General features: G+C 60.2%; 18 protein-coding genes. 4 read left to right on the plus strand and 14 right to left on the minus strand.

The features are described from left to right. Positions 1 to 70: 70 nt before the first annotated feature. From ACZZ0A_RS10920 to arnB, 9 genes are read right to left on the minus strand one after another with little or no spacing between them, the layout of a single operon-like run. The gene (locus ACZZ0A_RS10920; RefSeq protein ID WP_463543028.1) at positions 71 to 1669 is read right to left on the minus strand and encodes an ArnT family glycosyltransferase; all 1599 of its coding nucleotides are present in this window, start codon (positions 1667 to 1669) and stop codon (positions 71 to 73) included. Continuing rightward, positions 1666 to 3045 carry a UDP-glucose dehydrogenase family protein gene (locus ACZZ0A_RS10925; protein ID WP_463543029.1) on the minus strand — a complete coding sequence of 460 codons (1380 nt, stop codon included), beginning with the start codon at positions 3043 to 3045 and terminating at the stop codon, positions 1666 to 1668. The genes ACZZ0A_RS10920 and ACZZ0A_RS10925 overlap by 4 nt, the downstream gene beginning before the upstream one ends. Continuing rightward, positions 3042 to 3446 carry a 4-amino-4-deoxy-L-arabinose-phosphoundecaprenol flippase subunit ArnF gene (gene arnF, locus ACZZ0A_RS10930; protein ID WP_038361305.1) on the minus strand — a complete coding sequence of 135 codons (405 nt, stop codon included), beginning with the start codon at positions 3444 to 3446 and terminating at the stop codon, positions 3042 to 3044. Before arnF ends, ACZZ0A_RS10925 begins: the two co-directional genes overlap by 4 nt. Further along, positions 3443 to 3787: a 4-amino-4-deoxy-L-arabinose-phosphoundecaprenol flippase subunit ArnE gene (gene arnE / locus ACZZ0A_RS10935; protein ID WP_463543030.1), complete on the minus strand. Its 345-nt coding sequence runs from the start codon at positions 3785 to 3787 to the stop codon at positions 3443 to 3445. Before arnE ends, arnF begins: the two co-directional genes overlap by 4 nt. Continuing rightward, positions 3784 to 5436 (minus strand): lipid IV(A) 4-amino-4-deoxy-L-arabinosyltransferase, encoded by a 1653-nt coding sequence (gene arnT / locus ACZZ0A_RS10940; protein ID WP_463543031.1) that lies wholly within the window; start codon positions 5434 to 5436, stop codon positions 3784 to 3786. Before arnT ends, arnE begins: the two co-directional genes overlap by 4 nt. Beyond that, entirely contained in the window at positions 5433 to 6317 is an 885-nt protein-coding gene (arnD, locus tag ACZZ0A_RS10945; RefSeq protein ID WP_463543032.1) for a 4-deoxy-4-formamido-L-arabinose-phosphoundecaprenol deformylase, read from the minus strand. The genes arnT and arnD overlap by 4 nt, the downstream gene beginning before the upstream one ends. Next, positions 6317 to 8308, minus strand: coding sequence for a bifunctional UDP-4-amino-4-deoxy-L-arabinose formyltransferase/UDP-glucuronic acid oxidase ArnA (arnA, locus tag ACZZ0A_RS10950; RefSeq protein ID WP_463543033.1), 1992 nt, complete (start codon positions 8306 to 8308; stop codon positions 6317 to 6319). The genes arnD and arnA overlap by 1 nt, the downstream gene beginning before the upstream one ends. Further along, on the minus strand, positions 8305 to 9321 hold the full coding sequence (gene arnC / locus ACZZ0A_RS10955; protein WP_463543034.1) for an undecaprenyl-phosphate 4-deoxy-4-formamido-L-arabinose transferase: 1017 nt from the start codon (positions 9319 to 9321) through the stop codon (positions 8305 to 8307). Before arnC ends, arnA begins: the two co-directional genes overlap by 4 nt. After that, a complete protein-coding gene (arnB, locus tag ACZZ0A_RS10960) occupies positions 9318 to 10466 on the minus strand; it encodes a UDP-4-amino-4-deoxy-L-arabinose aminotransferase (protein WP_463543035.1) in 1149 nt (382 codons plus the stop codon). Before arnB ends, arnC begins: the two co-directional genes overlap by 4 nt. A 447-nt stretch (positions 10467 to 10913) precedes the next feature. Between arnB and ACZZ0A_RS10965 the strand changes: the two genes are divergently transcribed. After that, on the plus strand, positions 10914 to 11726 hold the full coding sequence (locus ACZZ0A_RS10965; protein ID WP_463544088.1) for a site-specific integrase: 813 nt from the start codon (positions 10914 to 10916) through the stop codon (positions 11724 to 11726). 39 nt (positions 11727 to 11765) lie between these two features. Here the strand turns inward: ACZZ0A_RS10965 and ACZZ0A_RS10970 are convergent, their stop codons facing one another. From ACZZ0A_RS10970 to ACZZ0A_RS10990, 5 genes are all read right to left on the minus strand, one after another. Further along, on the minus strand, positions 11766 to 12320 hold the full coding sequence (locus ACZZ0A_RS10970; RefSeq protein ID WP_463543036.1) for a PqiC family protein: 555 nt from the start codon (positions 12318 to 12320) through the stop codon (positions 11766 to 11768). A gap of 17 nt (positions 12321 to 12337) precedes the next feature. Next, positions 12338 to 13993, minus strand: coding sequence for a PqiB family protein (locus ACZZ0A_RS10975; protein WP_463543037.1), 1656 nt, complete (start codon positions 13991 to 13993; stop codon positions 12338 to 12340). A 167-nt stretch (positions 13994 to 14160) separates the two neighbouring features. Next, positions 14161 to 15462 carry an NAD(P)/FAD-dependent oxidoreductase gene (locus tag ACZZ0A_RS10980; protein WP_463543038.1) on the minus strand — a complete coding sequence of 434 codons (1302 nt, stop codon included), beginning with the start codon at positions 15460 to 15462 and terminating at the stop codon, positions 14161 to 14163. Further along, positions 15459 to 16547: a polyamine ABC transporter substrate-binding protein gene (locus ACZZ0A_RS10985; protein WP_463543039.1), complete on the minus strand. Its 1089-nt coding sequence runs from the start codon at positions 16545 to 16547 to the stop codon at positions 15459 to 15461. The genes ACZZ0A_RS10980 and ACZZ0A_RS10985 overlap by 4 nt, the downstream gene beginning before the upstream one ends. A gap of 157 nt (positions 16548 to 16704) precedes the next feature. Continuing rightward, positions 16705 to 18063: a glutamine synthetase family protein gene (locus ACZZ0A_RS10990; RefSeq protein WP_042704900.1), complete on the minus strand. Its 1359-nt coding sequence runs from the start codon at positions 18061 to 18063 to the stop codon at positions 16705 to 16707. Between the two features lie 162 nt (positions 18064 to 18225). Here ACZZ0A_RS10990 and ACZZ0A_RS10995 point away from each other — a divergent pair, with 162 nt between their 5' ends. The 3 genes from ACZZ0A_RS10995 (at position 18226) to ACZZ0A_RS11005 (ending at position 20672) form a co-directional block, all read left to right on the plus strand. Beyond that, positions 18226 to 19125 (plus strand): helix-turn-helix domain-containing protein, encoded by a 900-nt coding sequence (locus ACZZ0A_RS10995; RefSeq protein ID WP_123375203.1) that lies wholly within the window; start codon positions 18226 to 18228, stop codon positions 19123 to 19125. Positions 19126 to 19215: 90 nt separating this feature from the next. Beyond that, positions 19216 to 19725, plus strand: coding sequence for a sigma-70 family RNA polymerase sigma factor (locus ACZZ0A_RS11000; protein WP_038361341.1), 510 nt, complete (start codon positions 19216 to 19218; stop codon positions 19723 to 19725). Then, positions 19725 to 20672, plus strand: coding sequence for a FecR domain-containing protein (locus ACZZ0A_RS11005; protein ID WP_095112175.1), 948 nt, complete (start codon positions 19725 to 19727; stop codon positions 20670 to 20672). Before ACZZ0A_RS11000 ends, ACZZ0A_RS11005 begins: the two co-directional genes overlap by 1 nt. Positions 20673 to 20689 lie beyond the last annotated feature (17 nt).

Here is a 20689-nt window from a genome sequence, read left to right on the forward strand (position 1 = left end):
CGCAGAGCGTCCCCGGCTGCATTCCCACGCAGAGCGTGGGAACGATCAAGATCGCAGCCTTCGGCAATACCTACAAGGGTTTCAGGTAAAGCAGAACATATTCGTTTTTGTCGAATTGACCGCTCAACGTCGGCTGCACTGCGCCGAAGGGCGTGCCGTGCAGGGCCTGGAAATCGCTGCGATCCATCATCAGCCACGCCGGACCCTCGATGACTTCCAGTTGCTGGATGCTGTCACTGAACTGCGGTTGCATATCCTGCGGGAGATTGACCATGAACTTGATCGCCTTCGCGTCCTTGCCCATGCCGTGCAGCACCAGCGGTGCGGGGTTATGCTGGATCTGAGCGAAGACCTCGCGGCTGAACGTTTGCGTGTCGTACAGACGCCGTTCCACCGGCTCGAACACCGCCGCGTACACCGTCCACAGCGCCAACACGGCACACAACGCCAGCACTTCGGCTCGCCAACGCGGGACCAACAATCGCGACAACGCCAACAGCTGCAGCACGCCCAACGCGATCAAAACAATCGAAACCTCACCCAATTGCTCGGGAAACCGCTGTCGGGCGATCAGCAACACCACCATCAACAAGCCCGGCGTGACCAGCCACACACCCAGCATCAACCCGCGCAACCAACGAAATACCCAACCATGCGCGACCTGAAACGGATACGCCGCAATGATCGCGGCCATGGGCAACATCGGCAGCAAATACCGCGCCTTCTTCGCCTGGGGAATCGACAGGCCGACCATCACAATCAGTCCCGCCGCTGCGCAATACTGCACCAGGCGTAACGCCTGGCCACGCTGCTGCGGTTTGCTCAGCCAGGCCGCCGCCAACACCAGCAATGCCAACGGGTAGGCGAGGGCATAGTTACCAAAGGAGCTAGTGAAGTAATACAGCGAACCGCTGACGCCTTCGCTGCCGTCCATGCGCCCCATGAACTGCATGCGGATCACGTCCTGCAAAAACACCGGCCCACCGCTGACCTGCGCTAGCCATAACAACAACCCGACACACGCGGCCAGCAACAGCGAAGCCAACACACCGAACACCAAGAGTCGCGACCATTGCCGGTTGAACAGGTAATAACTGCAGAGCATGCCGGTCGGCACCACCAGACCAATCGGCCCGCGAATGCCGAAACCGAGCAACAGCAAAACGAAGATCAGCGGCCAGTGACGCCTGCCGCCAAAATGATCATGGGCATACCCCAGATAGAACACCGCGAACGCCACCGCCGCGAGCATCAAATCCTGCGACACCGCGCGCACTTCGGTGACAAAGCCACTGGTGAGCATCAGCCACGCAATACTGATCAACGCCCAGCGCCGCGAGTACGGCGCCAGCAGTCGATACATCAGTGTCACGATCAGTGCGCCGGCGATCGCACTCGGCGCCCACGCGGTCAACGCATTCACCGCGCCGAACGGCAACGACAGCAGCCAGATGAACAGCGTCGAAACTGCTGAATAATCCGCGTACGGCTGACCATAAGTCGTCGGAAACACCGTCGGCCCATGGCGCAGCATTTCCTGCGCGAACAACACAAACCGCGAATCGAAACCAATCGGGGCCTGCCCGAAGACCCCGGCGATGAACAATAAAAACGCCAGCAGCCCTGCGATCAGCGACTGCCGGCGAATCTCAGGCGACAGCGTAATCAAGCGACGTCGGACGCGTGCGGCCACTGTTGCAGCGGGATCGGCAACTTACGCGATTCGCCACGGCCCATCGGGAAGTACTGGAAGCCATTGCGCGCCAGGCGCTCGGCGTCGTACAGGTTGCGGCCGTCGAAAATCACCGGGGTGTTGAGGCGTTGCTTGATCAGGTCGAAGTCAGGCGCCTTGAACTGCTGCCATTCGGTGCAGATGATCAGTGCGTCGGCGCCGGGCAACACCGATTCGGGCGTGCCCATCAGCATCAGCTTCGACTCGTCCGGGTAGAGGTTCTGGGTTTCCTGCATGGCTTCCGGGTCGAAGGCGCGCACGCTGGCACCGGCGCCCCACAGTTCTTCCAGCAGGACCCGGCTCGGCGCGTCGCGCATGTCATCGGTGTTGGGTTTGAATGCCAGCCCCCACAGGGCAAAGGTCTTGCCACGCAGATCGCCGCGGTAGAACGCGTTGATACGCTCGAACAGTTTGTGTTTCTGGCGCTGATTGATCGCCTCGACCGCTTGCAGCAAGTCGCTGGAGCAATGCGCTTCTTCGGCACTGTGGATCAGCGCGCGCATGTCTTTGGGAAAGCACGAACCGCCATAGCCGCAGCCCGGGTAGATAAAGTGGTAACCGATGCGCGTGTCGGCACCGATGCCCTGGCGCACCGATTCGATGTCGGCGCCCAAGTGCTCGGCCAGTTCGGCGATCTGGTTGATGAAGCTGATCTTGGTCGCCAGCATGCAGTTGGCGGCGTACTTGGTCAGCTCGGCGCTGCGCAGGTCCATGAACATGATGCGGTCGTGGTTGCGGTTGAACGGCGAGTACAGATCACGCATCACGTCGCGCACGTCATCGCCTTCGCAACCGATAACGATACGGTCCGGGCGTCGGCAGTCGGCAACCGCCGAGCCTTCCTTGAGAAATTCCGGGTTGGAGACGATATCGAACTGCAGCAGGCGGCCAACCTTGATCAAGGCTTTTTCGATGTGCGTGCGCAGCGTATCGCCGGTGCCCACCGGCACCGTGGATTTCTCGACGATGATCAGCGGCTGCTCACGATGGCGGGCAATGGCATCGCCGACCGACAGCACGTAACGCAGATCCGCCGAGCCGTCCTCACGCGACGGCGTGCCCACTGCGATAAACGCGACCCGCGCGTGCTGCACGGCGAGCTTTTCATCGGTGGTGAATTGCAGGCGTTTCGAATCCAGACCTTCGCGCACCAGGCTGGCCAGTCCCGGTTCGAAAATGCTCACGTGACCCTGGCGCAACAGGTCGACCTTCTTCTGGTCGACGTCCATGCACACGACATCATGGCCGACTTCGGCCAACACAGCCGCTTGCACCAGACCGACGTAACCGCTGCCAAATACTGTGATTTTCATGGAGCACTCCTGAATTCGGGCGCACGAGCCGGACGAGTGTTGATGGTGATGACCCCGAGCATGACCAGCGCCACGCCCAGTGATTTGGTGAAACTGAAGGATTCGTTGAACAGCGGCAGACTGGCCGCCAGCAGATACACCAGCGCATAGCTGATGCTCAGCAGCGAGTAAGCGCGGCCCAGCGGCAGATCGCGCAGGGCGGCGAGCCAGCAGAGCATCGACAGGGCGTAGGCAAAAATCGCCGCGATGACCACGGCCAGCGCGCGCCAATCGAGGCTGTCGATGTGCAGCCATTGTTCCGGTGCGGGCAGACGGGTCATGCTCCAGCGCATGCCCAATTGCGCAGCGCTGACGAGAAACACGCTGCCCAACGCGAAGGTGATGCCACGGCGCGGGTTCATGACTGTTGCCCCAGCAAAACCACGCCGCCGATCACCAACGCCACGCCAAACCAATGCCGGCGGTCGATGGGTTCACGGAAGACGAAACGGGCAATCAGAGTGATCAGGACAAAGTTGAGGCTGAGCATCGGGTAGGCGATGCCGACTTCCAGCCGCTGCAATACCAGCAGCCAGACCAGCAGACCTGAACCCAGGGCGAGCAGGGCCAGCCACAACCACGGCGAACGCAGTTTGTCGGCCCAGCCCGTCTCGACGCCACGCCAGCTCTCCACGGCGTATTTCTGCGCGATCTGGCCAAGGCAGGTCAGCAGGCACGCAGCCAACAGCAGCAACAGGCTCATGACGCCTCCCTGGGCAGGATCATGATCACCAGGTTGCCCTGCTCATAACGGACGCCGTCCTTAGGCAATCTATCGATTTCGTCCAGTTCGTCCTGCCCCTTGACGCGCATCACCACGCCGACTGAACCGCTGCGGCGCGCCTCACGCATCCACTGTTGTACGTGTTCGGGATCGACCCGCTGCTGAATGCCGTCAGGATAGGCAAGGCCATATTTCAATTCGCCTATCGTGTTGTACAACGCCACTTGCGGGGTTTTCAGGCGCCAGGCCAGCGCAGACGCAGCGCCGAGATCGTTGCTCAGCAGGTGCGTGGTTTGCGCCAGTTCGGTGACGTGATGCTTGATGAACTGATCGGGCATCTTGTTGGCGACCACCGACTTCGGCAGCGCCGCCGGCAACACCGCGATCAGCAACAGGCTGCCCAGCGCCGGAGCCGCCCAGCATTGCAACGGCAGGAACGCTTGCAGCAGGTTGGCGATGATCCAGCCGATCAGCGCGATAAACACCAGCACCATGCTGTGCAGTTCGTGGTCGTAGACCGGTTTGGTCAGTTGCAGGTAGACCAGCGCGATCAACGTGACGATGCCCAACAACAGATTCAGCACACCGTTGATGCTCAGCGCCCGACCTTGCTCCAGACGCAAACGATCGGCCAGCGCATTGCCCAGCAACAATGCCATCGGCAGCAGGCAAGGCAGGATGTAGGTCGGCAATTTGCCGTTGCTCAGGCTGAAAAACAGCAGCGGCATCAGCAGCCAGAGCAGCAGGAACACGATTTTGGGCTGAGCGCGGCTTTGCCAGGCTTGCTTGAACGCCGTCGGTAGCAATCCCGCCCACGGCAAACTGAACGCCACCAGCAGCGGCAGGTAGAACCACCACGGCGCATCGTGTTGCGCGTCGTCTCCGGCAAAGCGGCGGATGTGCTCGTGCCAGAAGAAGAACCGCCAGTAGTCCGGTTCCTGCGCATGCACCGAGAGCACCCACGGCAGGCTGATGAGGATCGCCACGGCAATCGCCACCGGGCCAAACATCAGCAGTTCACGCCAGCGTTTTTGCCAGAGCATCCATGGCAGGGCGATCAACACCGGCAGTAGCCAGGCGAGGAATCCCTTGGTCATGAAACCCATGCCGCAGGCCAGGCCCAATAGTGCCCAGGCCGCCATGCGCTTGCCGCTGGTGTGGCTGTCGAGGGCAAACCACAGCGCCAGCAGACTCAGGTTGACCCAAAAGGTGAATTGCGGATCGAGGTTGGCGTAACCGGCCTGCCCGGCGACGATGGTGAAACTCATGTAGAGCAGGGCGCAGACGAAGCTTTTGCGCGGTTCGTTCCATAAACGTCGGGCGAGCAGATAGCACAGCAGCACGCTCAGGCCGGTGCTCAGCGCCGACACAAAGCGCACGCCGAACAGGTTCTGCCCAAACAATTCCTGCCCCAGCGCGATCATCCAGTAACCGGCAATCGGCTTCTCGAAATAGCGCAGGCTCATGAAGTGCGGCGACACCCAGTTGCCGCTCAGCAGCATGTCCTGACTGATCTGCGCGTAACGGGTTTCGTCGGGAATCCACAAACCATGCGTGCTCAGCGGCAGCAGATAGGCCAGCAAGCAAATGACCAGCAACAACAGTGGCAGCGTCCAGCGTTTAGTCATGCGCCTTGCACTCCCAGCCAGCCTTCACGGCCGTCGAGGGCGCCGCGTTGCACACGGCCCACAGGCAAGGTGTTGAAGAACTCGGGCAACAAATCGCCCAGCGCTTTGAACTCGATGTTGCGCTGACGTGCAGCGGCCAGCAATTGACGAAAATCCTCAGCCATCAGAATCCCTTCCACTTCGGCATGAATGGTGTAGACGTTGAGCTGTTGCGGGCGGAAGTGATCGAGAATGAAACTGTTGAAGTCGCGCGCTGCGACGATGGGGCCAACGATTTCGTCGAAGGTCGGCAGGTCCACGGGAATCTGTGGAGTACCCGGCGTACCGTCGGCGAGCAACGGGCGAAACAGGCGTTGCCCACGGCAATCGCTGTTGTAGCGAAAGCCGAAGGCTTGCTTGGCCTCGATCACGCGCTCGTCGGCACGCCAACCAGCGGCCGCCGAGCAGTCGACTTTTTCACCGAGAATGTCGCTCAAGGTGTCGACGCCCTGACGGATCTGCTCGATCAGTTGCGCATTGCTCCAGCGCCCGGCGTTGGCCTGCCAGCCGTGGTGATCCCAGGCATGCAGACCGACTTCATGACCGGCATCGCGCGCCTGACGCATCAGGTGCCCGAGGTCACGGCCAATCGGTTTGCCCGGCCACGCGGTGCCAGCCAGCAAAATGTCCCAGCCGTACAGGCCGGCGGCATTGGAGCGGAGCATTTTCCAGAGGAACTGCGGGCGGATCAGGCGCCACAGATGCCGGCCCATGTTGTCGGGGCCGACACTGAAGAAAAACGTCGCCTTGATCTGCGCCTCGTCGAGCATTTCCAGCAAGCGCGGCACACCTTCACGGGTGCCGCGAAAGGTGTCGACGTCGATGCGTAGACCGGCCTGCATCAACGCTTGTCCGCTTGTTCGAGCATGGCTTCACGCAAGAAGAAATCCAGCGTATTGCCGATGGTCTCGCGCATTTCCACGGTCGGCGTCCAGTCGAGCAGACGTTTGGCGTTGGCGATGCTTGGCTTGCGATGCTCGACATCCTGATAACCGGCGCCGTAGAACGCCTTGCTCTCGACATCGCGGAAACCGGCGAACGGCGGGAAGTTGTCGCGCAGCGGATGCGCTTCGAACTGGCGTAGCAGCTCTTCGCCCAACTGACGAATACTGGCTTCGTTGTCCGGGTTACCGATGTTAATGATCTGGCCGTTGCAGACATCGTTGTCGTTATCGATGATCCGCGCCAGTGCCTCGACGCCGTCAGCAATATCGGTGAAGCAGCGTTTCTGCTCGCCGCCGTCGAACAGGCGAATTGGCGTGCCTTCGACCAGATTGAGGATCAACTGAGTGATGGCGCGGGAGCTGCCAATGCGCGCCGAATCCAGGCGATCAAGGCGCGGCCCCATCCAGTTGAACGGGCGGAACAGGGTGAAATTCAGACCCTTGGCGCCGTAGGCCCAGATCACCCGATCCAGCAATTGCTTGGATACCGAGTAGATCCAGCGCTGCTTGTTGATCGGGCCGACCACCAGGTTGGAAGTGTCTTCGTCGAAATGCTTGTCCTGGCACATGCCATAGACTTCCGAGGTCGACGGGAAGATCACGCGCTTGTTGTACTTGACGCAGTAGCGCACCAGTTTCAGGTTTTCTTCGAAGTCGAGTTCGAACACGCGCAGCGGGTTGCGGGTGTATTCGATCGGCGTGGCGATGGCCACCAGCGGCAGGACCACGTCGCACTTCTTGATGTGGTACTCGATCCACTCGGAGTGAATGCTGATGTCGCCTTCGACGTAGTGGAAGTGCGGATGGCTGCGCAGGCGGTCGATGGCGTCGGAGCCGATGTCCAGGCCATAGACTTCGTAACGGTCATCGCGCAGCAGGCGTTCGGACAAGTGATTGCCGATAAAGCCGTTGACGCCGAGGATCAACACCCGCGTGCGGCGTGGCCCACGGCCAGACTCGGCACCGCGCAGCAGTGAGCCGTCGACCAGCCCCAGTTCACTGGCCAGTTGCGGGCCGCTGAGGAACAGGCCGTTGTCGTTGCGTTGGCCGGAGAGGATCACCAGCGAATCTTCACCACAAGCAATGCGCAGCGGATCAACGCTGATCACCCGGCCCGGCGCCTGACCGTCGTTGCCTTTAACGACTACGGCGCTCCAGACGATGAGTTTGTGCTCGCCGACCGCGCAGAAAGCGCCCGGATACGGCTGGGTCACGGCGCGCACCAGATTGAACAGTTGCTCGGCAGGTTTCGCCCAGAGCAGTTTGCCGTCCGCTGCGCTACGACGACCGTAAACGCTGGCTTTAGATTCGTCCTGTGGGGTTTCGCTGGTCTTGCCTTGCAGCATTGCTGGCAAGGTGTCGCGCAGCAGATCGGTGGCGGCGATGCGCAACTTGCCGTGCAGATTCAAAGCGGTGTCGCTGCGCTCGATGGCCACGCGCTGCTGGGCAACGATGGCGCCGGCATCGGCACGTTTGACCATGCGGTGCAGGGTCACGCCGGTTTCAGTCTCACCGTTGACCAGCACCCAATTGGCTGGGGCGCGGCCACGGTAGCTTGGCAGCAACGAGCCGTGCAGGTTGAACGCGCCTTTTTTCGCGGTGGCCAGCAACGATTCGCTCAGCAGGTGGCGGTAGTAGAACGAGAACACGTAGTCCGGATTGAGCTTGGCAATCCGCTCGATCCACAGCGGGTGGTTAACGTCTTCCGGGGCGTGCACCGGGATGCCTTTGTTGGCGCACAGTTGCGCAACCGACCCGTAGAAGGCGTTCTCTTTTGGATCATCGGCGTGAGTGAACACCGCCGCAATGTCGTAGCCGCTGTCGAGCAGGGCTTGAATGCCGGCGCAGCCGATATCGTGATAAGCGAAGACAACAGTTTTTGCGCTCATGAGAGAACCTGATCATTGGAGGAGGAGAGACCGTCGACGGTGATGGCGCGCGGCGGCATGGCGGGTTGGCCGCGCAAGACTTTTTCAACGAAGAAACGCGGGCGGGCGCGCACGTCGCTGTACATGCGCCCGAGGTATTCACCGAGCAGGCCCATGCCGATGAACTGGCCACCGGTAAACACAAACAGCACGGCGAACAGTACGAACATGCCGTCACCGGCCCAGCCTGCACCGAACGCCAGGCGCATGACGATCAACGCGAAGGCAAACAGCAATCCAAGCCCGGCCATGGTGAAACCGACGATGCTCAGCAGGCGCAAAGGTGTGGTGGTCATGCAGGTGATCAGGTCGAACATCAGGTTGATCAAACGCATCGGGCTGTACTTCGAATCGCCGTGTTCACGCTCGGCGTGGGCGACGACGATTTCCGTGGTGTGGCGGGCGAAGCTGTTGGCCAGAATCGGGATGAACGTGCTGCGTTCACGGCAGGCGAGCATCGCGTCGATGATCGTCCGGCGGTAAGCGCGGAGCATGCAGCCATAGTCGCTCATGGCAACGCCGGTGGCGCGCTGCACGGCAAGGTTGATCAGCTTCGACGGATAGCGGCGCAGGGCCGAATCCTGACGGTTGCCGCGCACTGTGCCGACGACGTCGTAACCCTTTTCCGCTTCAGCAACCAGCCGGGGGATTTCTTCCGGCGGGTTCTGCAGGTCGGCGTCGAGGGTGATGACGACATCGCCTTTGCACTGCTCGAAACCGGCCATGATTGCCGCGTGCTGGCCGTAGTTACGGTTGAGGATGACCGCCACGAACGGGCTGTCTTCACGGGTCACGGCTTCTTCCAGCATATTCGCGGACTCGTCACGGCTGCCGTCGTCGACGAGGACGATTTCATAGTCGTGACGCAGCATCCGGCAGGCCGCCTCGGTGCGGCGCAGCAGTTGCGGCAGGCTGTCCTGTTCGTTGTAGACCGGTATGACGATCGACACACAGCGGATCGGATAAGGTTTCACGGGCGTTTGTCCATTAGGGAGGCGATGGCGCCGACCACGCGATCAAGGTCTTGATCGCTCATGTCGGGGAACAACGGAATCGAGCACAGCCGCGCCGAGTTCCATTCGGTGTTGGGCAGATACAGGTCGGGGGCACGCTGGCGATACCAGGTGTGCAGGTGAGTGGCGATGAAATGGATACCGGTGCCGATGCCCTGGTCCTGCAAGCCTTTCATGAAGGCTTCGCGGTCCATGCCGCAGCGCTCGCTGTCGATGCGCAGGATGAACAGGTGCCAGGCGTGGGTTTGTGCGTAAGCGGGCAGGGCCAGCGGTTGCACCGGCAGGCCTTCGAGTTTTTGCCGGTAGGCGGCGGCCAGTTCCGTGCGGCGGGCGTTGATTGCATCCAGACGCTCAAGCTGCACCAGCGCAATCGCGGCGTTGATGTCGGCGAGGTTGTATTTGAACCCCGGCTCCATCACCTGGGCCTGCGGCTTGCGGCCACCGGTCAGGCGATCGTAGGCATCAACGCCCAGACCGTGGAATTTGAGCATGCGCACGCGGCTGGCCAAGGCTTCGTCGTCGGTGACGAACATCGCGCCTTCGGCACAGGTCATGTTCTTGATCGCATGGAAGGAGAAAATCGCCGTGCCCTGCGAGCCGACGTGGCGACCCTTGTAACGGGTGCCAGCAGCGTGGGCGGCGTCTTCGATAACGGCGATGCCGTGTTTGTCGGCCAGCGCGTACAGCGGATCGAGATCGAACGCGGCGCCGGCGTAATGCACGGGAATGATTGCTTTGGTGCGTGGGGTGATGGCGGCTTCGATGCGCGCGGCGTCGGTCATCAAGGTGTCGCGATCAACGTCGACGAATACCGGTTTGGCACCTAGCAGCGAGATCATGTTGGCGGTCGAGACCCAGGTCTGCGAGGGCGTAATCACCTCATCACCGGCGCCGATGCCCAAGGCCAGTAACGTGATGTGCATACCACCGGTTGCCGAGGAAAGTGCCACTGCATGCTTGCAGCCGACATAGTCGGCAAACTGTTCTTCCAGTGCCTGGCTTTTAGGACCGGTTGTAATCCAGCCCGAACGCAATACTTGTTCAACCGCGGCTATTTCTTCATCGCCGATACTCGGCCGGGAAAACGGCAGAAACGCTTGACTCATAAGAACCTCGGGGCGACAGCCGTCCTTCAGCCGATTGTCTGAAAAACACGGAATTTCAAAGGGTTGAGTTACCGGTCGGGGAATACCTGATTGACTTTCCAGTCCGCGGCCGGCAGGGTTGCAGGCCTTTCGGGGCAACCTGTTGTAACTAAGGTTATGCGCGTTTTTGTCAAAGGAACATGAAAAAACGGTCGGCGATTCGTCTATCTACAAGCCATACAGCCACCGTTCAGACTTCTTCCGTTCATCGGCTGCTTTAGTAGAAAAGTCCTACGGAAGAGTCGCTCTTTATATAAGTTTGTTTGCACTTTTAAGTTGTTTTGTTGAACTGTTTTCTATTCAAGGCCGTTTCGTTTGATTGACTTGTCGAGTACTGAATCCACCCCGTCCAACCCTAATCCGCTGACGATTTATCTGGCGCGACTGGCGCCCTCCAGCCAACTGACCATGCGCTATGTCTTGCAGGATGCTGCGGACCGCCTCGGTTTCGAAGACGTGGATATCGAAGAAATTCCCTGGCACGGGTTGCAACCGGAAGACGTCGTGGCACTGGTCGCCGCGTTGCGCGCCGACGGTTACGCGCCGAATACCTCGTCGCTGTATGTGAATGCCGTGCGCGGGGTGATGAATGAAGCCTGGCGCATGAGCCTGATCAGTCAGGACCATTTGCTGAAGATGCGCTCGGTAAAGGGCATCGCCGGCACGCGGTTGTCCCAGGGGCGCAACTTGAAGCGCACCTTGATTCACGAATTGATGGAAGTCTGCGCCGCCGATCCACGGCCTCAAGGCCTGCGTGACGCGGCAGTGATCGCGTTGTTGTACGGCACCGGCATGCGTAAATCGGAGTCGGTGGACCTGGACTTGAAGCAGGTCGACTTCACCGAGCGCAGCCTCACCGTTACCGGCAAAGGCAATAAGCAACTGATCAAGTACGCACCGGCGTGGGCGTTCGCCAAACTCGATGCGTGGCTGGAACTGCGCCGTTCGGAACTCAAGGAAGGCGAGAGTGACGATGCCTTTCTGTTCAATCGCATCCGGCGCGGCAGCCACATCACCCGCGAGCGCATCACCAAACACGCGATCTATTACATCGCCCGCCAGCGCGGCACCCAGGTCGGGGTGAAGATCATGCCGCACGACTTCCGCCGTTCGTTTATCACGCGGGTCATCGAGGAACATGATCTGTCGATTGCGCAGAAGCTCGCGCACCACAGCAACATCCAGACCACCGCCAACTACGATGTGCGTGATGACAACTAGCGGCGGCGTGCGGTGGATCGTTTCGATCTGTAGGCCCCGTCAGTACGGAGAAGGGCAGGTGCTCGCGTTGCCGGTTGCCGCCCGACTGATCTGCTCAGCCAGCCGCTTGACGTTTTGCTGCTGGGCGCCCACCAGATCATCGATGGTCGGGCCGGACGGTGTTTGCACGGTCGAGCGGCAGGTCAGCAAGCCATTGTCAGTCGCGCCGACGGGACGCAAGCGCCATTTGGCGTCGATCAGGCCGTACTGACCGGGGATCGAGTCGAAGCGTTGCACTTCGATGCGCACCGAAACATCGCCTTGGCCACTGGTATTGCTCAATTGATCGGCCAACGCACCGCGCAACTCGTCCGCCAGTGTCGCCCCCCACCAATCGGTTTCCAGAATCGCCAGGCCGCTGTTGCCCTGGCGGATAACGATTTGCGCCCGGTCGACCTGCGGCGGCACGCTCAGCGCTTCAATCGGAATCTGCGCGCCGGTCCGTGTGTTGGCGATCTGCACCGGCGTCAGGGTGTGAAAGCTGATCGGGTCGCTGCGGCACGCGCCCAGCAGCATGAAGGCAGCGAGCACGGTGATCTTCAGCGGTAAAGCCATTGGGTTAGCTCCTGTGCTCAATTGCGTGGCGGTCCTTTCAGATCCAGCGGCGCGGCGTTATCGGGGCGGCCGCGGATCAACGACTCAGGATGCCGGCCAAGGTAATCCGACAGCTCCCGCAGCGAACGCGACATGCGCCCGAGTTCGTCGAGGGTTTCCGTGAGTTTTTCGCGCTGCGGCGAATCTTCGGCCAGGGTCGAGCTGGCGGACTGCAAGGTCTTGCTGACATCGGCGAGAGTGCTCTGCACGCCCGGCAGGGTCTTGGCGTTGAACTGGGTCAGGCCTTTGCGCAGCTCGATCAGATTGCTGTCGAGGTTGCTGGCGATGCGATCGACCGGCAGCTTGTTGAGCTTGTCGACCACGGCTTCGAGTTTTTCCTGCAGCTGTTCGAGGCTGCCGGGCACGGTTGGAATCACCACCGGGCGCGCCGTGGGGTCAAAGGCGACTTTTTCGGCTTTCGGGAAGAAGTCCAGGGCAACGTACAGTTGACCCGTCAGTAGGTTGCCACTGCGGGCCTGGGCGCGCAGACCATTGTCGATGAAGGTGCCCATCAAGCGAATGCCGGCGGCCTCATCGTTGGGATCATGCTTGAACGCTGTGAGCATTTTTCCGTATGCCATGCCCAAGCGTTGCGGATAAATAACGATGCCGACGTTAAGCGGGAAGCTGCGTTTTTTCGCGTCGAAATCCAGGTTGATCGCCACCACCCGACCGATTTCCATGCCGAGGAATTCCACCGGTGCGCCGACCTTCAAGCCGCGCAGGGATTGGTCGAAACGCAGACTCAGGTATTGCGCCTTGCCATTGGGCGGGGCGAGGGCGGTGGTCTGGTCGGCGAACAGTTCGAAGTCTTTGTCATCGGCGGCGGCGACGTCGTTGGGGCTGTAATCCGGGGCGCGAAAAGCGATGCCGCCCACCAGCATGGAGGACAGGGATTCGGTTTTCACCTGAAAACCGTTGGCGCCGACGCTGACGTCGATGCCACTGGCGTTCCAGAATCGGGTGTTTTCGGTGACGAACGCATCGTTGGGCGCGTGAATGAATACTTCGATGTTCACGCCTTTACCGTCAGGCGCCAGCGCGTAGGTGACGACCTGGCCGACAGGGATCTTGCGGTAATACACCGGCGACCCGATGTCCAGCGAACCGAGATCCTGGGTGTGCAGCATGAAACGCTTGCCCGGTTCGCCGTAGGTGATCGGCGGCGGGTTTTCAAGGCCTTTGAAGTTTTTCGCTCGGGAGTTGGACTGGCCGATGTCGGCACCGATGTAGTCGCCGGAGAGCAGAGTGTCGATACCCGACACGCCTCCGGCACCGATTCGCGGGCGTACCACCCAGAACTGTGAGTCTTCACGGGTGAAGGTTTCGGCCTGTTTGGCCAGTTTGATCGTGGCGTTGACGCTTTTCTGGTCGTCGCTCAACTCGACATCGGTGACCTGGCCAATCACCACATTACGGTATTTGACTTCGGTCTTATTGGCCGTCAGACCACTGCCGGTCTTGAAGGTGACCACGATGGTCGGCCCTTCCTGCATGATGTTGTGCACCACCAGCGAAATGCCCACGAGCACCGCCACAATCGGCACAATCCAGACGAGTGAAATGCCGAAACGGCGGGTTTTGACGGGGGCTTGGCCTGGCGCTCGCGGCTCGTCGGTGGCTGACGACTTCATCCATGTCTCCTCGATTGAATGGGCACTGAGCGTCAGGAACGCAAAAGCACCTCATCAATATAGAAGTGCTTGGCGATAGAGCAAATGTGTATAGCTCACCTGTGCTTGATGATCGTTCCCACGCAGAGCGTGGGAACGATCAGATCGCGACAGCGCTGCTTGTGCTGTCAGCCGAGCATTTCCCGCAGGCGATACCAGAACATCCCCAGTGCCAGCAGTGGCGAACGCAGGGCCGGGCCGCCGGGGAAGGTCATGTGCGGCACGCCGCTGAACACATCCATGCCTTGGCTGTGGCCGGCATGAATCGCCTCGCCAAGCAGTTTCGCGCACCAGTGGGTGACGTTCAGACCATGGCCGGAATAGCCCTGCGCATAGAAAACGTTCGGGTACTGTTTGAGGCGGCCGACCTGTGGGAAACGATTGGCGGTGATGCCGATCTTGCCGCCCCATTGGTAATCGATGCGCACGTCGGCCAGTTGCGGGAAGACCTTGAGCATCTTCGGCCGCATATAAGCGGCGATGTCCGCCGGATCGCGCCCGGAATAGTGACAGGCACCGCCGAACAGCAGGCGTCGGTCCGCCGAGAGCCGGTAGTAATCGAGGCCGACTTTCTGGTCGCACACTGCCAGATTGTGCGGAATCAGCTGCGCGGCGCGGGCCTCGGACAATGGTTCGGTGGCGATGATGTAACTGCCGGCCGGCAGCACCTTGCCACTGAGTTGTTGTTCGAGCTCGTCCAGATGCGCATTGCAGCCGAGCACCAGACTGCCAGCCCGCACCGTACCGTTTGCACAACGCACCTGCACGGTCGGGCCATGGATGATTTCCAGCACTTCACTCTGCTCGAAAATCCGCACGCCAAGCGACGCTGCCAGCCGCGCTTCGCCTTGCACCAGATCCAGCGGGTGCAGGTGTCCGGAACCCATGTCGACCAGCCCACCGGCATAAATGTCGGAGTTGACCACCTGCTGGCGGATCTGCTCCGGGCCGATCAGCCGGGTTTCGTGGGCGTAACCGAGTTCGGCGAGATCGACCAATTCATCCTTGAACGCAGCGAACTGCGCCGTGGTGTTGGCCAGATCGCAGAAGCCCCAGCGCAGATCACATTCGATGCCGTTGTCGCCGATGCGCTGACGCACCAGTTCCACTGAATCGATGCCGGCGCGCTGCAAATAACGCACGCCTTCCTGACCGACATATTTGGCGAAGCCTTCGACCTCATGACCGATCCCGCGAATCAACTGACCGCCATTGCGTCCGCTGGCGCCCCAGCCGATGCGCCGGGCTTCGATCAAGATCACCGACAGCCCGCGCTGGGCCAGTTCGATCGCGGTGTTGACCCCGGTGAACCCGCCGCCGATCACGCAGACATCGGCGCTCAGATCACCTTCCAGTTGCGGATAAGGTGTAGTCGCCCGAGCGGAGGCTGCGTAATAGGAACGGGCGTGTTCTTGGGTGTACTGATTCATTTGTTCGACTTCACTTTGCTCCAGGAGCGGGTCATCAGACGCATGATCGCTTGAGGCGGGGTGGTAGAGATGTAGAGTTTGTCGAGGACTTCTTGAGGTGGATACACCTCAGGATTGTTGACCAGCTCCGGATCCATGTATTGCTTGGCCGACGGGTTCGGGTTGGCGTAACCGACGGACGCACTGACCTTGGCAATCACCTGCGGATCGAGCAGGTAATTAATGAAGGCGTGGGCTTCTTTGGTGTTGCTCGCATCGGCCGGAATCGCCAACAGATCGAACCAGAGGTTGGCGCCTTCCTTTGGAATCGCATAGGCGATGTTCACGCCGTTCTTGGCTTCCTTGGCGCGGTTGGCCGCCTGGAACACGTCGCCGGAATAACCGAACGCCACACAGATATCGCCGTTGGCCAGGTCCGACACGTATTTCGAGGAATGGAAATAGGTGATGTACGGGCGGATGCTCAGCAGTTTCGCTTCAGCCTTTTTATAGTCTTCGGGGTTTTCGCTGCGTGGGTCCAGGCCCATGTAATTAAGCACGGCGGGGAAGACTTCGTCTGCGGAATCCATCATCGACACGCCGCACTGGGTGAGTTTCTTCAGGTTCTCGGGTTCGAACAGCACCGCCCAGGAATCGATGTGGTCGATGCCCAGCACCTGTTTGACCTTGTCGACGTTGTAGCCGATGCCGTTAGTGCCCCACAGGTACGGCACCGAGTGCTCGTTGCCCGGGTCGTTTTTCTGTAGCAGTTCGAGCAGTTTCGGGTCGAGGTTCTTGAAGTTCGGCAACTGCGAGCGATCAAGTTTAAGGAACGCGCCGGCCTTTACCTGACGCGCGAGGAAGTGGTTGGAGGGTACGACCACGTCGTAACCGGTACGACCGGCGAGCAGTTTGCCTTCGAGGGTTTCGTTGGAGTCGAAAACGTCGTAGATCACCTTGATCCCGGTTTGGCTCTGGAAGTCGGCGAGGGTGGTTTCGCCGATGTAGTCGGTCCAGTTGTAGACGCTGACCGTCGGTTGGGCGTGAGCTACAGCGCTGAACAGCACGCTCAGGGCGACCGGGAGTACGGATTTCAACAGACGCATATCGACACCTCTTCTTATAATGATCGTTCCCACGCTCTGCGTGGGAATGCCTCAACGGACGCTCCGCGTTCGGCTTTGGATGGGACGCGGAGCGTCCCGGGCTGCATTCCCACGCAGAGCGTGGGAACGATCGACACAGGGGATATTTTGGTTTGGGTTAAACGCTGAGCATCAGGAACTCACGCTCCCACGAGCTGATCACGCGCTTGAAGTTTTCATGCTCGGCACGTTTCACCGCGACATAGCCACGGACGAACTTGTCGCCAAGGTATTGCGCTACGGCTTCGCATTCTTCCATCTGCGTCAGCGCTTCTTCGATGGTGATCGGCAGGCGCAGATTACGGCGTTCGTAAGCGCGGCCCTGGACCGCAGCGCTCGGCGCGATGCCTTCGACCATGCCGATGTAACCGCAGAGCAGGCTCGCGGCAATCGCCAGGTACGGGTTGGCATCGGCGCCCGGCAGACGGTTTTCCACGCGCATGGCTTCCGGACTGGAGGTCGGCACACGCAAACCGACGGTGCGGTTTTCTTCGCCCCATTCGACGTTGACCGGTGCCGAGGTGTCCGGCAGGAAGCGGCGGAACGAGTTGACGTTCGGCGCGAACATCGGCAGCACTTTCGGGATGTATTTCTGCAAACCGCCGATGTAATGCAGGAACAGCTCGCTCATCTGCCCGTCTTCATTGGCGAAAATCGGTTTGCCAGTGGCGATGTCCACCACGCTCTGGTGGATGTGCATGGCGCTGCCCGGCTCATCGCCGATCGGCTTGGCCATGAAGGTCGCGGCGACGTTGTGCTTGAGCGCGGCCTCTCGCATGGTGCGCTTGAACACGGTGATCTGGTCGGCCAGATCGAGGGCGTCGCCGTGACGGAAGTTGATTTCCATCTGCGCCGGGCCGTCTTCGTGGATCAGCGTGTCCAGATCCAGTCCTTGCAGTTCGCACCAGTCATAGACGTCTTCGAACAACGGATCGAATTCGTTGGCAGCATCAATGGAGAACGACTGCCGACCGCTTTCTGCACGGCCCGAGCGGCCTAATGGTGCCTTGAGCGGCAAGTCCGGGTCTTCGCAGCGTTGGGTCAGGTAGAACTCCATTTCCGGCGCCACAATCGGCTTCCAGCCTTTATCGGTGTACAGCTGCAGGACTTTTTTCAGCACGTTGCGCGGCGACAGTTCGATCGGGTTGCCGAACTTGTCGAAGGTATCGTGAATGACGATGGCGGTCGGCTCGATCGCCCATGGAATCACGTAGACCGCGTCAGCCACGGGCTTGCAGACCATATCGATATCGGCAGGATCGAGCAGGTCGTAGTAGATGTCGTCGTCGACAAAATCCCCGGTTACCGTTTGCAGCAGCACACTTTCCGGCAGACGCATGCCTCGCTCATGCAGGAACTTGTTGGTCGGTGCGATCTTGCCGCGGGCAATGCCGGTCAAGTCGCTGACCACACATTCGACTTCGGTAATCTTGTGATCTTTCAGCCACGTGAACAGCTGATCGAAAGGGGCATTCATAAAGACCTCGTTATTGGTTTTATAGACGCCGGGGAGGGCGGGTTTCATCTTCCGCCCCTTCCCCTGTGGCGCGTTGACGACTATCTTGGGCGAGCCTTGCAGTTCCATCTATCCACTTTAAGCAGCACCAAAGCGCACCAAAAGAGTGCGCAAGGTCACCCCATGACAACGTGCAATCCGCTCCAGGTTCAAGCATTCAACACCGCCGATGTGGCTGAGCAAGTCCGCGCCACACCGGGCTGGGTCCAGCATTACCAACAGATGTCGCCGGGTCATTTCGCCGGGCAGATCCGCTATCTGGATCTGCAGGGTGTCGAGGTCTACGAAGAGCAGATGAACACCCGGGTCGAGCAGAATTTCAGTGCGCCATCGGGTGCTTTGGCGTTCTGTTTTGATCGCAGTGACAACGCGCTGTACCTGCTCAATGAAGACAGCCGCAACATCTGGATCACCCCGGAGAACTATCAGGAAATCGCCGTCGTGTTCGGCCCGGAGTTTGTCCGTCAGCACGGTCTGAATGTGGCGAAACTCGAAGGCTTGTTCATGACGCAACTCAATTGCGGGCAGAACGCCTTGTTCAGTCGCTGGTTAAGCTCGATTCTCACAAAGTTGTCGCAAGCTGTTGATCCGCTTGATAAAGATGCGCTGACACAGCAGTTGCTGGAAGACTGTCTGTTCATCCTCGACAACGCTCATACAAGTCTTGATCGCGGTGGGTTACAGCGGCGCACCGAAGAGCGAATGATCATGAAACGGGTGGGAGAGTGGGCGGCGGATTCGCCGGAAGACACCGTCAATCTGCTCGAACTGTCGCACGTTGCGGGCGTGCCACTGCGCCAGTTGCAACAAGCCTTCAAGGCCTACACCGGCATGACGCCAAGTCACTGGCTGCGCCTGCGCCGATTGAACAGTGCACACCGCGAATTGCTCAAGCGTCGGCCCACGGAAACTACGGTTGCCGAGGTGGCGATGCAGTGGTCGTTCTGGCATTTGGGAAGGTTTTCCAGCAGTTACCGGGCGTTGTTCAAGGAGTTGCCGAGCGAGACCTTGAAGCGCTCATGAAAGCCGTCTTGGATAAAAAGGCTTTGTCTCGGCGCGCAAGTTAAATAGAATCACTCTCATTTGAAACTGACTTCGCGCAGGACTCTTGAGATGACTGAAGCAGCGACGCCATCGCCGCAGCACCTGCACGAACTGTATCGCGACCATCGAGGCTGGCTGGAAACCTGGCTGCGGCGGCGCATGGGCAACGCGTGGGATGCGGCGGACCTGAGTCAGGACACCTTCCTGCGCGTACTCTGCAGTGCGCAACCGATCGCCGACATGCGCGAGCCGCGGGCGTATTTGCTGACGGTGGGCAAACGCCTGCTGAGCAATTTCTACACCCGCCGCAGTCTGGAAAAGGCCTATCTCGAAGCCCTCGCGCAGTTGCCCGAAGAATGCGTGCCGTCGCCCGAGCAGCGTTGGCTGCTGCTGGAAACCTTGCAAGCGCTGGACGAGTTACTCGATGGTTTGCCGCGAGCGGTGCGTCGGGCCTTTCTCCTGAGTCAGCTCGAAGGCCTCGGTTACCGTGAAATCGCCGAACGTTTGCAGGTTTCTGAACGCAGTATAAAACGTTACATGGCAATGGCTTACGAGCATTGTTTGATGTTGGATCTATGATGCGCGTCGCACCCAACACCGAAGCGCGTGAAGTGGCGCGAGCCGCCGCACAGTGGTTGGCATTGCTCGAATCCGGCGAGGCCAGTGAAGCCGATCACGTGCGATTGAAGCACTGGCGTGACAGCGATAGCCGCCATGAAAACGCCTGGCAGAAGATTCAATTGCTGCGCCAGCGCTTTTCCAGTCTGCCGACAGAATTGGCCATGGCCACACTCGATCGCCCGGATCTGGCGCGGCGTGCAGCATTGAAAAGGGCGCTGGGGCTGGCGGCTTTGGTGCCTGCGGCGTGGCTGATCAGTCGCCAGTTGCCGCTCGACGTCTGGCGCGCGGATTTGCAGACTTCCACCGGAGAGCACACGCGAACACGGCTGGCCGACGGCAGCACCTTGCAGCTGAACACCGCCAGTGCGGTGAACGTCGTTCTGGCCAGCCGTCAGTTGACGTTGGTGCGCGGCGAAATGGCGCTCAACGTTCCGGGTAGCACGGCATTGACGGTCAACGCGCCGTACGGTCGGATCATTGTCAGCCGCAGCGAAGTCTGCGTGCGCCTCAACGAACGTGATTGCACCGTGTCGGTGGTCAGTGGTTCGGTGCAATTGCAGCCGTTGCACGGGCCGGCGCTGCAGTTGAACGCCGGGCAACTGGTCAATTTGCAGACCTCCGGCGCCGGACCGGTCACGTTGTTCGACGCCAAAATGCCGGGTTGGCGTGACGGTGTGTTGATGGCGCAAAACCAGCCGTTGGGGGACTTCCTGCGCGAGTTGAGCCGATATCGCTCGGGGCTTCTGCGCTGGGAGCCAGCACTTGAAAGTCTGCGTGTCACCGGCAGTTTCCGTCTCGACGACACCGATAAAGTGCTGGCCCTGCTGGCGGCGAGCCTGCCGTTGGAGGTCCATTCGCGCACGCGTTTCTGGGTAACGCTGGCGCCGCGAAAAAATATCGTCTGAAGCCTGTCCCTTTTTTC

The sequence above is a fragment of the Pseudomonas sp. AC242 genome, assembly GCF_979258655.1.

Bases quoted from the DNA above. Each gene is read 5' to 3' on its own strand.
- ACZZ0A_RS10925 (WP_463543029.1), bottom strand. From the start codon at position 3,045: ATGAAAATCACAGTATTTGGCAGCGGTTACGTCGGTCTGGTGCAAGCG.
- arnF (WP_038361305.1), bottom strand. From the start codon at position 3,446: ATGAACCCGCGCCGTGGCATCACCTTCGCGTTGGGCAGCGTGTTTCTC.
- arnE (WP_463543030.1), bottom strand. From the start codon at position 3,787: ATGAGCCTGTTGCTGCTGTTGGCTGCGTGCCTGCTGACCTGCCTTGGC.
- arnT (WP_463543031.1), bottom strand. From the start codon at position 5,436: ATGACTAAACGCTGGACGCTGCCACTGTTGTTGCTGGTCATTTGCTTG.
- arnD (WP_463543032.1), bottom strand. From the start codon at position 6,317: ATGCAGGCCGGTCTACGCATCGACGTCGACACCTTTCGCGGCACCCGT.
- arnA (WP_463543033.1), bottom strand. From the start codon at position 8,308: ATGAGCGCAAAAACTGTTGTCTTCGCTTATCACGATATCGGCTGCGCC.
- arnB (WP_463543035.1), bottom strand. From the start codon at position 10,466: ATGAGTCAAGCGTTTCTGCCGTTTTCCCGGCCGAGTATCGGCGATGAA.
- ACZZ0A_RS10965 (WP_463544088.1), top strand. From the start codon at position 10,914: ATGCGCTATGTCTTGCAGGATGCTGCGGACCGCCTCGGTTTCGAAGAC.
- ACZZ0A_RS10970 (WP_463543036.1), bottom strand. From the start codon at position 12,320: ATGGCTTTACCGCTGAAGATCACCGTGCTCGCTGCCTTCATGCTGCTG.
- ACZZ0A_RS10975 (WP_463543037.1), bottom strand. From the start codon at position 13,993: ATGAAGTCGTCAGCCACCGACGAGCCGCGAGCGCCAGGCCAAGCCCCC.
- ACZZ0A_RS10980 (WP_463543038.1), bottom strand. From the start codon at position 15,462: ATGAATCAGTACACCCAAGAACACGCCCGTTCCTATTACGCAGCCTCC.
- ACZZ0A_RS10985 (WP_463543039.1), bottom strand. From the start codon at position 16,547: ATGCGTCTGTTGAAATCCGTACTCCCGGTCGCCCTGAGCGTGCTGTTC.
- ACZZ0A_RS10990 (WP_042704900.1), bottom strand. From the start codon at position 18,063: ATGAATGCCCCTTTCGATCAGCTGTTCACGTGGCTGAAAGATCACAAG.
- ACZZ0A_RS10995 (WP_123375203.1), top strand. From the start codon at position 18,226: ATGACAACGTGCAATCCGCTCCAGGTTCAAGCATTCAACACCGCCGAT.
- ACZZ0A_RS11000 (WP_038361341.1), top strand. From the start codon at position 19,216: ATGACTGAAGCAGCGACGCCATCGCCGCAGCACCTGCACGAACTGTAT.
- ACZZ0A_RS11005 (WP_095112175.1), top strand. From the start codon at position 19,725: ATGCGCGTCGCACCCAACACCGAAGCGCGTGAAGTGGCGCGAGCCGCC.